Origin of the sequence: Saccharibacillus sp. WB 17, assembly GCF_008634075.2 — a bacterium.
GTDB classification, from domain to species: Bacteria; Bacillota; Bacilli; order Paenibacillales; family Paenibacillaceae; genus Saccharibacillus; species Saccharibacillus brassicae.
On record NZ_VPFK02000023.1, the window covers coordinates 45,262 to 61,801 of the forward strand.

Genomic DNA, 16,540 nt, shown 5'->3' on the forward strand with positions numbered 1-16,540 from the left:
GACGGCGGCCCGCTTCGAGGCCCAAGAAGCCTCCAGCCTCTACAGCAAATCACGCACGCAAAAAAAGGACGATCCGATAACGGATCGTCCTTTTTGGCATAAGCCGAACGGCTGCGGAAGACGGACGGGCGGTTACAGCACCTTCTCCAGAAAACTGATCGTCCGCTCGTGCTTCGGATTGCCGAACACTTCTTCCGGCGTGCCTTCTTCCACGATGTAGCCGCCGTCCATGAAGATGACGCGGTTGCCCACTTCGCGGGCAAAGCCCATTTCGTGCGTGACGATGACCATCGTCATGCCTTCGCGCGCCAGATCCTGCATGACGCCGAGCACTTCGCCGACCATTTCCGGGTCAAGCGCGGAAGTCGGTTCGTCGAACAGCATGACGTCCGGGTTCATCGCGAGCGCACGGGCGATCGCCACACGCTGCTTCTGTCCGCCGGACAAAGACGCCGGATAAGCGTCCGCCTTGTCGGACAAGCCGACGCGGTCCAGCAGGGTCAATGCCTGTTTGCGCGCTTCTTCTTTGCTCTGCTTTTTGAGCTCGGTCGGCGCGAACATGATGTTCTGCATGACGCTCATATGCGGGAACAGATTGAAATGCTGGAATACCATACCGATATTTTCACGGATTTTGTTAATATCCGAGCTTTTGTCGCTGAGGTCGTGATCGTCGACGATCACTTTGCCTCCGTTGATCTCTTCCAACAGGTTGAGACAGCGCAGGAACGTACTTTTGCCGGAACCGGAAGGGCCGATGACACACACCACTTCGCCTTCGCGCACTTCCATATCGATGCCTTTGAGCACTTCGTTGCTGCCAAAGCTTTTCTTGAGGCCGGTCACTTTGATCTTATCCACGGCTTACTCTCCTTTCGAGACGATCCGCAATCTTCGTAAGAATGGTGATGACGATCAGGTACATGATACCGATGGTCAACCAGACTTCGAACGACCGGTACGTACTCGCGACGACCAATTTACCCGATTGGGTCAGTTCGACCAGACCGATAATGGACATGATCGACGTGTCTTTGAGCGTGATTACCATCTGATTGATGAAGGACGGAATCATGACTTTGACCGCCTGCGGCATAATGATTTTGCGCATCGCGGTGCGGTAAGGCACGCCGAGCGAACGGGCCGCTTCCATCTGGCCTTTGTCGATCGACTGAATGCCGCCGCGAATGATCTCGGTCACGTAAGCTCCCGCATTCAGCGACAGGGCCAGAATCGCGGCTGTCCAGATCGGCATCGTGAAGCCGAGTGCCTGCGGANAATGAAGGCGAAGAACAGCGACACGATCGTGTAATACAGCGTGAGCCCCATTCCTTTGAGGAAAGCGGGCATCGAAGCGCCGATCAACTCGAAGCCGCTCATCTGCTCGGTCGCGGCAATTTCGATTTCGCCGCCTTCGGACGCAAACGACTCGCCCAGGTAACCGGCTACGATCTCGTTGTACTTGCCGCTCTCTTTGAGATTGGCCAATCCGGTATTGAACATCTTGAGCAGTTCGGCATCTTGCCCTTTGTTGACGGCAAAGCCGTACGAACCGCCTTTTTCTTTGGGCAGAGGCATCTTCATGCCGTTGCCCTGGGCGATCCCGTAAGCGACGACCGGATAGTCTTCGAAGTAGGCAGCCGAACCGCCCGCTTTGACTTCCTCGATCAGTTGGGGCGAGTCGTCGAACGTCACGATGCTGAACCCGTACTGGTCTTTGATCGATTCGGCGAAAGTCGCGCCTTCCGTACCGGTCTTGACCGCTACGCGCAGTCCGCGCAGGTCTTCATAGGACATGATCGCCGTGTTCTTGGCATCGACGCCCATGATCGGACCCGATTCGAAATACGAATCCGAGAAATCGAACGTCTGCTTGCGCTCGTCCGTGATGCTCATGCCGGCGATGACGCCGTCCACGTTGCCGGACTGAAGCGCCTGAACCGCCGCGTTGAACCCAAGAGGCTGCAGGCGGTACTTGAAGCCCTGATCCTCGGCGATCGCTTTAAGCAAATCCAGGTCGATCCCTACGTAATTGCCGCTTGCGTCTTGATACTCGAACGGCGGAAAAGTCGTATCCGTCGCGATGGTGTACGTTTTGTTCGCTTCCGCGGCCTGGGCCGACGGCACCAAACTTCCCATGAATGAGAAAAAGAATACCAATAAAACCAAAAACCCCGTCACTTTTTTCTGTATACGCATAGGTTCCTCCAGTCGCTGTACGCGGCTTTTGAATTTTTAATTCATTTTACATGACCTATTAACCCTTGACCATGCCTGAGCATTAAAAATTTTAATGAATCACATAAAAAAGCTTCATGATCCCGAAGCATCGTACAAAGTGACAAGCTATGTAAGTTGGATACCCAAATCGCTCGTTCCGTAAAACATCCTGCCTGCTTTTACCCGTTTTTTGCCGGAATGATGAGGTCGTTCGACCGTCTTCTTTTTAAAAAGGAAATCCGAACAAGAAAAGAAGCCGATATTACACGGAAAACCTTTCGGCCCTGCTCTTGAACGGTTGGTGGACGATCGTGAACGATTTTCGAAGGGAAAGGTTGGCTCAACTGGAAACGCGGACGCTTCTCAAGAACGAAAAACCGCTTTATTTTTATTTAAATTTTACACGATTAAATAATAAAAAATATTTTTCTCCGAAACGTTGAAATACGCTTATCTTCTTACTATAATATACTTATGTGTTTTTAATAAACGTGCATCATCGACTATGAGGAGGAACTTCCCCTATGACCAACGCCAAATTCGCCAAGCTGTTCGACAGCGTGGAACTGCACGACGGCATCAAACTGCAAAACCGTATCGTGCTCGCCCCGATGACGCACTCTTCGTCCAACCCGGACCTGAGCGTGTCCGACGCCGAGCTGAGCTACTACGAGCGCCGCATCAACAAGCTGGGACTGGCCGTAACCGCGGTTGCCCATGTTATGCCGGGCGGTATCGGCTTCCAGAACCAATTCGCCGCTTTCGGCGAATCGAACCTGCCGGGCCTGACCCAGCTCGCTTCGACGCTCAAAAAAGGCGGAGCCAAATCCGTCCTGCAAATTTTCCATGCCGGTATTCAAGGACCGCGCGCCCTCGTGCCTGAAGGCGACGTCGTCGGCCCGAGCGCGATCGAACTGAAAGACGGTTCGATGTCCCGCGAACTGACGCATGAAGAGATCGAATCGATCGTGCTGGACTTCGGCCGCGCGACCGAGCTTGCGATCCGCGCAGGCTTCGACGGCGTGGAGATCCACGGCGCCAACGGCTACCTGATCCAGCAGTTCTTCTCCGGCTGGTCCAACCGCCGCGAAGACAAATGGGGCGGCAGCGTCGAAGCCCGCCTGACGTTCCCGCTGGCCGTCGTCGACGAAGTGCAGCGCGCGGCCGCAGCCGCAACTAAAGAACCTTTCATCATCGGCTACCGCTTCTCGCCGGAAGAGCCGGAAGAAGCCGGCTTGACGATGGACCACACGTTCGCGCTGCTCAAAGCGCTGGGCGGCAAACACCTCAGCTACCTGCACGTATCGCTGATGGAATACAACTCCAAGCCGCGCCGCGGCGGCGACCTGAACCGGACGCGTCTGGAACAGATCGTCGAAGCCGCAGCCGGCACGCCGGTCATCGGCGTCGGTTCGATCCATACGCCGGAGCAGGCCGTCGAAGCGATCGAGCTCGGCGCGGCCATGGTCGCGCTCGGACGCGAACTGATCGTGGAACCGGATTGGGTACAAAAAGTCGAAGCCGGCCAGGAAGCCGACATCGCGTTGACGCTGACTGCCGCCGATCAGGACCGCCTGGTCGTGCCGGACAATCTGTGGGGCATGATCATCGGCCTGCCGGGCTGGTTCCCGGTCGTCGAAGCCGAAACGGCCGAGTAACCGAACAATAACGGCGGCATTTCCCAGAGGCGAACAAAGAGCGTGCGGTTCGAGATTCTCGAACCGACAATCGTTTACGCCGCGTGCCGGCGCTTCCATATAGCCAGACTGATCACGAACCTCGTTTCCGCCGCCTGGCGGGAACGGGGTTCTTTTTTTTCGGTTTCGAGGCGGCGACGTTCCGGTTGTTTGCTTGGTTTTTTCGACTTTTGTTGGCGAAAGGCGGCCGTTTCTGCCGCTATTCCTACAAATTTTGGGAATCATTTTGCGACATCCCTTCATATTCGTCCCTTTTTCTCATTGCTCCCGATGAAAAAATCCCGTACCTTTAACATCATCAGGACATCCATGCGCCAAAGACCGTTTTTTTGCGCGGTCCACGCTTATTTCGGGAAAGGAAGGCTCTTCTTGAACATTTTATTTTACAGGGATTCGCAGGATCAGCTTTTCCATATCAGTCCGCGTCAGCGGCGGATTGCGCTCGCGCTGTCGCTGATCATGGTTTCCCTTACCCTGGTAGCGCTCTTTTTTGCGAAACTGCGCCTGCCCGTTCTGGCCTCGTTTTTCCCGGTGCTCAGCGCGTGGGGAATCATGGGCGATATTTTGACGGCTTTCATCCTGTTCAACCAGTTCCGCGTGTCGCGGATCGTGCCGCTGCTGCTGCTGGCCTGCACGTTCCTGCTCACCGGCCTGCTCAGTTTGTGTTATCTGCTTGCGCTGACCGATATGCTGCCGGCTTCCGGCTTGCTCGCTTCGGGACCGCAGACCGCTTCGTGGCTCTGGGGATTCTGGCATATGCTGTTCCCGATCGGCATTCTCGCTTTTTTCTGGTCGCTGCGCGCGAAGCTGCCGGTTCTCCCGATGCGCCTGCTGCCGCGTTATTTGCTGGCCGCAACAGCCACCGTGCTGGCTCTCGTCGCCCTGCTGCTGGTGCTCGCGACCGCCGGACAGGGACTGCTGCCCGTACTGGTCGAAGACGGCAGCTACCGCAGGCTGATCGATTCCGGCATCGGTCCGGTCGTCTGGACATTGTGCGCGCTCGCTTTCGTCTTCTCGGTGTTCCCGTACAAGGAACGCGGCGTGCTGCGCGTCTGGCTGAGCGTCGCCGTGCTGGCTTTTCTGCTGGGCATCACGCTGAGCCTTGCGGCCGGCGAGCGCTACACGCTGGGCTGGTACGGATCGCGCATCGATTCCCTGATCGCGTCCACCGTCGTGCTGCTGGCGATCGTCAGCGAGGTCAACAAGCTGTTCCTTCGTCTCACCCGACAGCATGAAGAACTCGAAGAATCCAAGTGCGCCCTGGTGGAAGCGAACGAACAGCTCAAAGAACTGGCCGGCATCGACGCCCTCACCCGTATCGCCAACCGGCGCAAGTTCGACGAAGTGCTGCGGCAGGAACTGAATGCTCCCCAGCGGCAAAAAGAACATTTGTCGCTGCTCATGATCGATATCGACTTTTTCAAAGCGTACAACGACAATTACGGCCACCTCGGCGGAGACATGGTGCTGCGCAGCGTCGCGCCCAAGCTCGAATCCGAAGCGCTGGCCCATTTCGGCTTCACCGCCCGCTACGGCGGCGAAGAGTTCGCGATCATCCTGCCGGGCCACAGCGAGCAGGAAGCGCGGCAGATCGCCGAACTGATGCTCGAAAGCGTGCGTTCGCTCTCGATCCCGCACCGCTACTCGGGCGTCTCCGACCAGATCACGATCAGCATCGGAGGCTGCACGCTGTACCCCGGCGAGAACACGAGCGCGCACGACCTGATCGGCCGCGCCGACGAAGCGCTCTACCAGGCCAAAGCCGAAGGACGAAGCCGGTTCGTATTCGCCAGATCGGGGCGTCCCAGGCGTCCTTTCTCCTGAAGCTCCCCTGTTTCTGCGCTAGACCGCGGCCCGCGCCGCCCTATCCGGGCGTGCGCGGGCTTTTTGCGTCGGCGTTGTTCCCGAGCCGGGCTCTTTTGGCCGCATGCTCGCGTTCACAGCCAAAAAGGTTTCGTTTACAAGCTTATCGGTTTGAACTAATATGAAGACGAAAGAGAGCGCCTTCCCAAGCGGAGAAGCGCAGCCCTACGTCATCGAAAAAGGAGGGGCCCGTTTGCCCGTCACTATCAAGGACGTCGCCCGAGAGGCCGGCGTCTCGCCTTCCACCGTGTCCCGGGTACTCTCCAATCATCCGCGCATCAGCGCCGCCACGGCCCGCAAAGTGCGCGAGATCATGCAGGAGATGGGCTACCATCCGAACCTGATGGCCAAAAGCCTCGTCTCCCGCACGACCCGCAGCCTGTGCGTCGTGCTGCCCAAGCCGGCGGAAGAGCTGTTCCTGAATTTGTTTTTCATGGAGTTGATCCGCGGCATCGTCGCCCAGGCGGCCCATGACGGGTATGACGTACTGATCAGCCCGGGCGCAAGCGCCACCGAAGAGATCGAAGCGGTCGCGCGCCTGGTCAACGGCCGGCGCGTCGACGGCGTCATCCTGCTGTATTCCCGGCGCGACGACCCGGTCGTGGAATTTCTGCGCGAACGGGACTTCCCGTTCGTGCTCGTCGGACGCAGCCCGCAGTATCCGGACGTCCGCTCGGTCGATACCGACAACGTCCGCGCCGCTTACGACGCGGCGAACCACCTGATCGCGCTCGGCCATACGCGGATCGGCTTCGTCGGCGGCCCGCCGGAACTCGTCGTGTCCGCCGACCGGCTGGAAGGCTATCGCCGGGCGCTTGCGGAAGCGGGCCTTCCGGTGCGGGGCGAATGGATCGTCGAAGGCGAATTTCTGCAGGACAGCGGCGTGCGTGCCATGTCGCTGCTCATGCGCCTGGACGAGCGCCCGAGCGCGCTGCTCGTCGTCGACGACTTCGTGGCACTCGGCGTGCTGCGCGGTCTGCCGGAGCTGAACCTGCGCGTGCCGCAGGATCTAAGCCTCGTCAGCTTCAACAACCTGGCGCTCGCGGAGCTTGCGAACCCGCCGATCAGCAGCGTCGATATCGGCATCTACGAGCTGGGCCGCGCCGCTTCCGGCAGCCTGATCGCGGCCGTGCAGCCGGCTGCGGACGAACAGGCGCCCAAGCGGCAGATCGTGCCGCACCGACTGATCGTTCGGCAGTCCTCGGGCCGCGCCGACTGAGGTTCGCGGCTCTGCGACGCCTTTCCCTGCCGCGCAGTTCAAACGTTTGCACAAAAAGCCGGGCCGTTCGCTTTTTCCACATTCCCTTGCGTGCGCGGCCGTTTTCCGGCTCTTTTTTCACATAAATGTATCCGCTTCACCCTGCTTCAACACTACCTACACGAGGAGAGATCCAGCGATGAGACCGTACCTGAAAGTCAACGCATGGCAGATTGTCGAAGAAGGCTTCGACCCGCAGCTTAACGAGGTATCCGAAAGTGTATTCAGCATCGGCAACGGCTACATGGGGCAGCGGGCGAACTTCGAAGAAGCTTATGGCGGGCCTTCGCTGCAGGGCAGCTACATGGCGGGCGTCTATTATCCGGACAAGACGCGGGTCGGCTGGTGGAAAAACGGGTATCCCGAATACTTCGCCAAAGTGCTGAACTCCGTCAACTGGATCGGCATCGACGTGGAAGTCGACGGCGAAACGCTGGATCTGTCGACGGCTTCGGCGGAAGATTTCGTGCGGACGCTCGATATGCGCGAAGGCACGCTGAGCCGCTCGTTCACCGCCGTGCTTCCGAGCGGCCGGAAGGTGCGCGTCGAATCGCTGCGTTTCGTGAGCGTGCCGTTCAAGGAGATCGGCGCGATCCGCTACTCGGTCACTCCGCTCGGCGAGCCGGCGCAGCTCAAGCTGACCCCGTATCTCGACGCCGACGTCGCGAACAAAGATTCCAATTACGAGGAAAAGTTTTGGGATACGGTGTCGCAGCATGCGGCCGTCGATCATGCCTGCGTCGAAGTGCGCACCAAAAAGCTGGATTTCCGCGTCGCGTCGCATATGGTGTACGAGCTGGCGGCGACCGGCGACCCGAACCAGGAGTTCCACGTGGAAGCCGAGACGCACAAGCGGGACAAGTTCGCGGGCCTCTCGCTGTCGCTGCGGGCCGAAGCCGACCAGACGATCACGCTCAGCAAATACGTCGCCAACGTCACTTCGCGCGATTACGAACCGGAAGCGCTGGGCGACACGGCGCGGCAGCTGGCGAACGAAGCGCTGGAGCGCGGCTTCGACGCCCTGCTGGACGGCCAGCGCGAAGCGTGGGCGGAGAAATGGCGCGACGGCGATATTGCCATCGAAGGCGACGAGACCGCGCAGCAGGCGATCCGGTTCAATATTTTCCAGCTGCACCAGACGTACACGGGCGAAGACGACCGGCTGAATATCGGACCCAAAGGCTTTACGGGCGAAAAATACGGCGGCAGCACCTACTGGGATACCGAAGCGTACTGCCTGCCGTTCTATCTGAGCACCGCCGATCAGAACGTCGCGCGCAACCTGCTGATCTACCGCTATAAGCATCTGGAAAAAGCGAAAGAAAACGCGGCCAAGCTGGGCTTTGCCAAAGGCGCGCTGTATCCGATGGTGACGATGAACGGCGAAGAATGCCACAACGAGTGGGAGATCACGTTCGAAGAGATCCACCGCAACGGCGCGATCGCCTACGCCATCCACAACTATGTCGAATACACCGGCGATTTCGCCTACCTCGGCGAATACGGCTTCGAAGTGCTGGCCGAACTGTCGCGCTTCTGGGAAGAGCGGGTCAACTATTCCGAGCGCCGCGGCGCTTACCTGATTCTCGGCGTCACCGGTCCGAACGAATACGAGAATAACGTCAACAACAACTGGTACACGAACCGGATGGCCGCCTGGACGCTGGAATACACGCTTCAGGTCGCCAACAAGCTGAAGCACGAACAGCCGGAAGCGTTTGCCGCCGTGGCGGAGCGAATCGGCCTGAAGGACGAAGAAACGTCCCAATGGAAAGACATCGCGGCGCGCATGCTGCTGGCCGAAGATCCGGAGACCGGCGTGTTCCTCCAGCAGGACGGCTTCTTGGACAAAGACATCCTGCCGGTGGCGCAGCTCGATCCCGCCCATCTGCCGATCAACCAGAACTGGTCGTGGGACCGCATCCTGCGCTCGTGCTACATCAAGCAGGCGGACGTGCTGCAGGGACTGTTCTTCCTCGGCGACCGGTACGACCTGGAGACGAAGCGCCGCAACTTCGACTTCTACGAACCGATCACGGTGCACGAGTCCTCGCTGTCGCCGTGCGTGCACGCGATTCTGGCGAGCGAACTCGGCTATACGGAAAAAGCGTACGAGATGTACCTGCGCACATCGCGGCTCGACCTCGACAACTACAACAACGACACCGAAGACGGCTGCCACACGACGAGCATGGCCGGCACGTGGATGTCCGTCGTGCACGGCTTCGGCGGTCTGCGCGTCCTCGGCGGACGCCTGATCCTGAACCCGTTCAGCCCAGGCAGCTGGACGTCGCTGTCGTTCAAGGTCGGCTTCCGCGGTGCGCGGCTGCAGGTGACCGTGGCCGGCGGCCGCACGACCGTGCGCAACGAAGGCCCGGCGGCGGCTTCGCTGACGCTGTACGGCCGCGAGATCGATCTTGCCGCAGGCGACAGCGTCTCCGGCGAGCGCGACCCGCACGAAGGCGCTCCGCAGGCGGCGGAAGCCGGGGAGACGGCGGAAGCCGGGAAGGCGGAGTAAGCTTGGGCGAAGCGGCTGCGGCCGGGGTGCGGTGATGGCGCGCGCGGGCTGCGCGAGGGCGCGGCCGGCGGAAGCCGAGCGGAAGCCGAGCGGAAGCCGAGCGGCAGTGATGGCGCGCGCGGGCTGCGCGAGAGAGCGCCGCGAACGGCGGAAGCCGGAGAGGCGGCGGAGTGCGCTCGGGCGAGTCGGCTGTGGCCGCGGAGTCGAATCCAAGAAAAAAGCTGACCTGAGGTCAGCTTTTTTCTTTGGATGCGGCTTTTTTTGGCACAATGTTGACTTGCGGTCAGCAATTTATGCCAAAACAGCTATGGGACGGCCGAAATGCGGCGAATTGTTGACTTTAGGTCAGCTTTTCGCTCTCCAGTCGCTTTTTGCGAACGAAATGCTGACTTTTGGTCCACATTTAGCGATGCAGGCAAGCTTCGCACCGGGCAAGGCCGATGGTGCTGCCGAGACTGGCCGGTTCGCCGGCAAACCCAGCCCTGCACCTTTATTCACCCTCATGACGGCTCGGCTCGGCTCGGCTCGGCTCGGCTCGGCTCGGCTCGGCTCGGCTAACGGATTGTATATCCGTTAGCCGCTTTTTCGCCCTTTTTTCCGCCAAAACAAACCTTATTCCCTTCTAAGCTTCATCTGAATCCGTTAGAATTCTCAAGCGTTCCAAATCGCCCGCCATCTGTTCCCCTCCTTAGCAAAAAACGCAAAAAAGCCGCCGCGATACCTGAGTATCGCAAGCGGCGCGTGCTTCGCGTCCTTATGGATTCCGTGTACGCTTTTTCGAAGCTGCGGGACAACCGGAATCGCGGCCGAATCCTCTATATTCCATCAAAATCCACCTCATACATATATTAAAACAATGAGTAGTTTGAAACCCATGAAAAAACATGCACGTTTTCACCCGAAAACTGATTGATTTTTTGCTGCTTTGAGTAATAATGGAATGGAATTCTTTTGTCCGGTAAAGGGATGGCCCGCCGTTGTTCGGCTTTGTCACTGGTTGATTCGGGACAAATTCCGGCATCTTTCCTTTGCCAATCCGAAGCGGGGTGCTTAAAATTTGATTAGAAGACGAGATTTTGCAGGCTGTGGCTTTTATCGCGGCGATTCGTCTCCTCCCTGTTACGGGGGAAATGATACCGTTTTCAAAAAAGAGGGTGTGCAAAAGGAGGAATCCGCGTGGACAAACCGACCGGGCGACTACTGCCGATCCTGAAGCGTCTTCTCGCTTCACGGGAAGGATTCGTTACGGTACGGGATCTGTCGGATGAATTGGACGTCAGCGAAAGAACGATCAAACGCGAACTTCCCGGCGTGGAACACTGGCTCTCGGCAAGAGGAGCTTCCTTGATCCGCAAGCCGGGCGCCGGAGTCAGACTGGAAGCCGCTCCTCCCCAGCTGGACGCCCTCATAGAAGAACTGAGCGCGGCAGGTCCGGTCAGGGATTACAGCAAGGACGAACGGCATTACTTCCTGATCAGCGAGCTGCTGCTCGCGGCCGAACCTGTCAAATCGTACAGTTTTGCTTCACAGTTCAAAGTGACCGAAAGCACGCTGAGCGCCGATCTCGACCGCGCGGAACATTGGCTGGAACCGTTCGGTCTCCGCCTGATCCGCAAACCGGGATACGGCGTCTACGTGGAAGGCAGCGAGAACGCGATCCGCTCCGCCCTGATCCAACTGGTCTACGAAAGCATCGCCGAAGACCAGGTAGCCGGGCTGCTGAGCGAATCGCCCGCGGACCCTGCGGCCGACCCGGAACGGGTCCGAGCCCATATCCGCAGCCGCCTGCTGAACCTGATCGACGAAGAAGGCGCCTTCCAGCTCCAGCGGATGGTCGAAGAGCTGGAACAAAGCCTCGACCTGAAGCTGACGGACAGCGCCTATATCGGACTTGCGGTTCACCTGGCGCTGGCGCTCCAGCGTATCCGTTCCGGGCAGCGCATCGTCATCGAAGCGCGCGTGCTGGACGGCCTGCGGAACCTGCCCGAATTCGGGCAGGCGCAGCGGCTGGCCGACAGGCTGGAAGAGATGCTCGGCCTCGATATTCCCGAAGACGAAGTCGGCTACATCACGATGCATCTGAAGGGCGCCGAGACGCGCCCCGACAGCGATCGCGACAATTATTACGACTACGTCAGCTTCGACCTCGTCCGGCTTGCGCGCAACATGCTCAAAGCCGCCGAAGCGGAGTTCGGCTACGAACTCAAAGGCAGCAGCAAGTTGTTTGCCGGCTTCGTCCACCATCTCGGGCCTGCCGTCGAACGGCTCCGGCTCGGACTGGACATCCGCAATCCGCTGCTCCGGCAGATTCGGGAACAGTACGAAGACGTATTCGCGATCGCGGCCAAATGTTCGCGGCTGCTCGCCGATTACGTCGACCGGGAAGTGCCGGATTCCGAAGTCGGCTACATCGCGATGCATATCGGCGCCATGAGCGAATACGCCCGGGCCGAACGCCCGTCCCCGAAAGTGCTGATCGCCTGCGCAAGCGGCATGGGCACTTCCGGGCTGCTGATGGCCCGGGTACGCAAAGAGTTTCCGTCGTTCAACCTGATTGGCCTCGCTTCCGCTTCGGAAGCGGCCGAGAACGACGAAGCCGACTTCATCGTCTCGACGGTGGACGTCGAGACGGACACGCCGGTCGTCCGCGTGTCGGTTCTGCTCTCGTTCCACGACGTCGAGAACATCCGGCGCTTCGTGAACGAGCAGCAGCGGTCGTTCGTCAAGAAAAAGCCGCGGCATAACGTGCAGGCCGACCTCGTCGGCACGCTCGAAGAACACCGCCGGACGCTCGATGGCATTCTCGATCTTATGAAGCATGTCGATATCGCCGACGGCTTCGCTTCCCGCAGCGTCGGCGAGCTGATCGCCGCCATCGCGGAACGCTTTACCGAAAGCGCCGCCGACGCGGACGTGCTCGAACGCGAACTGCACGAGCGCGAGCGGCTCGGCGAGACGGTGCTGTCGCAGGACGGACTGATCCTGCTGCACTGCCGCTCCGAAGTGATCGGGCGGCTGACGCTCGGCATCTTCCGCTTCCCGGCAGGCATCGACGCCGAATCGGAAGACAAGCCGATTACGCTCAAAGCGGCCCTCCTGCTGCTCGCGCCGAAAAGCAGCGGCAAGTCCTACCTCCAGGCGGCCGGGGAGATCAGCAAATCGCTGATCGACAAGCCCGGCTTCGCCGCCCGGCTCGCTTCGGCCGAGCCGGAGCTGCTCCGCGGCGAGATCGCCGACATGATGCGCGAACTGTATGCAAGAAAAATCGAACAATACACATTGGAGGTTGAACAATTATGAGCAGCGTATCGACGCCTGCAAAATCGGGCGGAGCCAGACAGGGCGTTCAAAAATTCGGACGTTTCCTGAGCGCGATGGTCATGCCGAACATCGGCGCGTTTATCGCTTGGGGCCTTCTGACTGCACTGTTTATTCCGGCCGGTTACTTCCCGAACGAAAACATCAATTCCATGATCGGTCCGATGATTCAGTATCTGCTTCCGCTCCTGATCGCTTATAGCGGCGGTAAAATGATGGCCGATCATCGCGGCGGCGTTATCGCCGCTATCGCGACCATGGGCGTAATCGTCGGTGCCGGCGACGTCAAAATGTTTATTGGCGCCATGATTATGGGTCCGCTTGCCGGATGGCTGATCAAACAGTTCGACCGCTTTATGGAAGGTAAGATACCAGCCGGTTTCGAAATGCTGATCAATAACTTCTCGCTCGGTATTTTCGGTGCTATTCTTGCCATCGGCGGCTATTACGGTATCGGACCGCTGGTCGGCGCATTCACCAACATTCTGGAATCCGGCGTACAAACGATTGTAAACTGGGGCATTTTGCCGCTCGTTTCGATCTTCGTTGAGCCCGGCAAAATTCTGTTCCTCAACAACGCGATCAACCACGGTATCTTTACGCCGCTGGGCCTGGAAGAATCCCAACGTCTCGGCAAATCGGTCTTCTTCCTGATCGAGTCCAATCCGGGTCCGGGTCTCGGCGTCCTGCTCGCTTACTGGGTATTCGCCAAAGGTTCGATTAAAAGTTCCGCTCCCGGCGCTGTCATCATTCACTTCCTGGGCGGTATCCATGAAATCTACTTCCCGTACGTCCTGATGAGACCTATCCTGATACTGTCCGTTATTCTGGGCGGTATGGCTGGCGTATTCACTTTTGGCCTGTTCGATGCCGGTCTTGTATCCGCAGCCGCGCCAGGCAGTATCTTTGCCCTGATGGCCGTAGCACCTAAAGGCGGGCACCTTGCCGTACTTGCAGGTGTAGCTGCAGCTACAATTGTATCGTTCCTGTTGTCCGCCATCTTCCTGCGCAATTACAAAGCGGACGACGAAGATCTGGCAAAAGCGCGCGAAGCATCGAAATCGATGAAAAGCACGAACTCCGTGACTGCCGGTGCAGGCACAACGGTACGCGTAAACGGCAAAGTCGAAAAAATCGTCTTCGCCTGCGACGCCGGCATGGGTTCGAGCGCAATGGGCGCCACTTCTTTCCGCAAAAAAGTAAAAGCAGCGGGTCTGCCGATCAACGTGACGAACACCGCGATCGAGAACATCCCTGGAGATGCCGACATCGTTGTCACGCAGCAGAATCTGACCGACCGTGCCAGAGCGAAAGCTCCGAACGCGCATCACGTTTCGATCGACAACTTTATCAACAATCCGGTCTATGAAGATCTGATCGAAGAACTGAAAGCTTCCCAGGCAGGCGGATCGCCGGCCGAGCGCAACACGACCGCAACGACGGCCGACGCGCAGTGGGATATCGACAACGCGCTGGACAAAGCGGCGCCGGGCGCCGGTTCCGCAGTCGTGCACTCCGACATCCTGCGCAAAGAAAATATTCGCCTCGGCCTGCCGAGCGTCAGCAAAGAAGAAGCGATCCGCGAAGCGGGACGCCTGCTCTCCGCATCCGGTTACGTCAAGCCGGGTTACGTGGATGCCATGATCGAACGCGAAGGCGTAGCTTCGACCTACATCGGCAACGGCGTCGCGATCCCTCACGGCGTAGGCACCGCGAAGAACGAGATCGACAATTCCGGCATCGTCGTCCTGCAGTACCCGAACGGCGTCGAATTCGAAGCCGGCACGGCTTACCTCGTAATCGGTATTGCCGGAGCGCGCGGCGAGCACCTGAAGATTCTGACCAAGATCGCCGAAGCGATCGAGGACGAATCGACGGTACACCGTCTGGCGCAGACCAAAGACGTCAACGATATTTACAACACGCTGAGCGTACAGCCGGAGTAATCCTCGGTTAGCGGACGATTCCTGTCGCTTGCGTGCCTTACCGTCAGCCTTTGTCCTTATTGGAATCGCAAGCCGGCAGAGAGCCCCCTCTGCCGGCTTCGGTTTTAATAGCGGGTTTATTTCAAATTCAAACTTTCTTTTTTTGCTTTTACCGTCCTGCCGTTTCCTTTGCCTTAAAATGGTTTGATGTGTTTTGAAGTGTTCGAGAGTTTCACCGAAAGCGATTTTCCCATATCCCGGGTTCGAATAGGCCGACTGAAGCGACAGACCGGCTATTCGAAGCCCCCACACGGAGGTATCACCCATGACCAAAAAAGCGATTCAATTCGGAGCCGGCAATATCGGACGCGGCTTTATCGGAGCCCTGCTCGTCGAAGCCGGGTACGAGCTCGTCTTCGCCGACGTCAACGAAGCCATGATCAACGAACTGAACGAAAAGCACGGCTATACGATCCAGATCCTCGACCTCGACAAGCGCGAGATTCCGGTGACCGGCGTATCCGGCTGCCTCTCGACCAGTCCGGACATGTCCAAACATATCACTGAAGCCGAGATCATCACGACGGCTGTCGGCCCGAATGTGCTCAAATTCATCGCCGTCAACATCGCTGCGGGCCTTGAAGAGCGGTCCAAATCCGGCTCGGGCTTCTTGAATATCATCGCCTGCGAGAACATGGTCGGCGCAAGCTCGCACCTCAAAGAGCAGGTCTACACGCATCTGTCCGACGAAGCCAAAGCGTACGCGGACGAGCATGTCGGCTTCCCGAACTGCTCCGTCGACCGGATCGTCCCTCCGTTCAAAGGCGACAACCTGCTCGACGTGGGCGTGGAATCGTTCTTCGAATGGATCGTCGAAGAGCCGGCGTTCAAAGGCGGCGTGCCGACGATCGAAGGCATGAAGCTGACCGATACACTCGTCGCTTACGTGCAGCGCAAGCTGTACACCCTGAACACGGGCCACGCGATCACCGCGTACCTGGGCTACCTCAAAGGGCTGCCTACGGTCGACAAAGCGATCGAAGACGAATCCATCCGCACGGTCGTGCGCGGCGCGATGGAAGAGAGCGGTGCGGCGCTGGTCAAAGAACACGGCTTCGATGCCGGCGAACACGCCAAATACATCGACAAGATCGAGAAACGGTTCCGCAACCCGTACCTCAACGACGATGTCAGCCGCGTCGGCCGCGAACCGCTGCGCAAGCTCGGACCGAACGACCGCCTGAGCGGCCCGGCGCGCATGGCGCTGAGCCTCGATCTGCCGATCGACAACCTGCTGACCGGCATCGCCGCAGCGCTCCATTACAACAACCCGGAAGACAAACAGTCCGTCGAACTCCAAGCTTCCATCGAGGAAAACGGCCTGGAAGGCGCAATCGCCGAAGCGACCGGCTTCACCGAAGACAGCGGCGAGAACGCGAAGATTGCGGACGCTTACGAATCGCTGAAGTCGTAAGGCGATAAGCCGGCAAGTCGGTCAGTCTACAAGTCGGTAAAAGAGACGACCTTGACCGCTCCATCGCTTGCAGCACTCTCCATAACGACAAAAAGCCCGGCTCTCGGAAGAGGCCGGGCTTTTTCGTTTGGATTTTTTTGCGCCTGTTTTTGTATGTCCATTGTTTGCTGGATACGCTATGCGGCTTGCGTCTCGGCTCGACTTCCATAGGCCGCAGTCTACCCGCTAACGAACCGAAATCACGCTATTACGCTCTTTTCGGTCTTT

General features: G+C 58.7%; 8 protein-coding genes and 1 pseudogene. 7 read left to right on the forward strand and 2 right to left on the reverse strand.

The genetic code is table 11. The features are described 5' to 3' along the window. Positions 1-132: 132 nt before the first annotated feature. Both FTE24_RS11745 and FTE24_RS11750 read right to left on the reverse strand, forming a co-directional pair. Positions 133-861 (reverse strand): amino acid ABC transporter ATP-binding protein, encoded by a 729-nt coding sequence (locus FTE24_RS11745; RefSeq protein WP_141448258.1) that lies wholly within the window; start codon positions 859-861, stop codon positions 133-135. After that, a pseudogene (locus FTE24_RS11750) lies at positions 854-2,199 on the reverse strand (amino acid ABC transporter substrate-binding protein/permease). Before FTE24_RS11750 ends, FTE24_RS11745 begins: the two are co-directional and overlap by 8 nt. A gap of 545 nt (positions 2,200-2,744) precedes the next feature. Here FTE24_RS11750 and FTE24_RS11755 point away from each other — a divergent pair. The 7 genes from FTE24_RS11755 to FTE24_RS11785 all read left to right on the forward strand — a co-directional run bounded on the left by FTE24_RS11755 (position 2,745) and on the right by FTE24_RS11785 (position 16,273). Further along, the gene (locus FTE24_RS11755) at positions 2,745-3,878 is read left to right on the forward strand and encodes an NADH-dependent flavin oxidoreductase (RefSeq protein WP_150234626.1); all 1,134 of its coding nucleotides are present in this window, start codon (positions 2,745-2,747) and stop codon (positions 3,876-3,878) included. A gap of 408 nt (positions 3,879-4,286) precedes the next feature. Further along, on the forward strand, positions 4,287-5,741 hold the full coding sequence (locus tag FTE24_RS11760) for a sensor domain-containing diguanylate cyclase (RefSeq protein ID WP_160441735.1): 1,455 nt from the start codon (positions 4,287-4,289) through the stop codon (positions 5,739-5,741). Positions 5,742-5,973: 232 nt separating this feature from the next. Continuing rightward, positions 5,974-6,999, forward strand: coding sequence for a LacI family DNA-binding transcriptional regulator (locus FTE24_RS11765; RefSeq protein ID WP_141448254.1), 1,026 nt, complete (start codon positions 5,974-5,976; stop codon positions 6,997-6,999). A gap of 178 nt (positions 7,000-7,177) precedes the next feature. Next, positions 7,178-9,556 (forward strand): glycoside hydrolase family 65 protein, encoded by a 2,379-nt coding sequence (locus FTE24_RS11770; protein WP_150234622.1) that lies wholly within the window; start codon positions 7,178-7,180, stop codon positions 9,554-9,556. 1,176 nt (positions 9,557-10,732) lie between these two features. Then, the gene (locus FTE24_RS11775; protein ID WP_150234620.1) at positions 10,733-12,856 is read left to right on the forward strand and encodes a PRD domain-containing protein; all 2,124 of its coding nucleotides are present in this window, start codon (positions 10,733-10,735) and stop codon (positions 12,854-12,856) included. Next, positions 12,853-14,820: a PTS mannitol transporter subunit IICBA gene (locus FTE24_RS11780; RefSeq protein WP_150234618.1), complete on the forward strand. Its 1,968-nt coding sequence runs from the start codon at positions 12,853-12,855 to the stop codon at positions 14,818-14,820. Before FTE24_RS11775 ends, FTE24_RS11780 begins: the two co-directional genes overlap by 4 nt. Positions 14,821-15,124: 304 nt before the next feature. Beyond that, on the forward strand, positions 15,125-16,273 hold the full coding sequence (locus tag FTE24_RS11785; RefSeq protein ID WP_150234617.1) for a mannitol-1-phosphate 5-dehydrogenase: 1,149 nt from the start codon (positions 15,125-15,127) through the stop codon (positions 16,271-16,273). Positions 16,274-16,540: the final 267 nt, after the last annotated feature.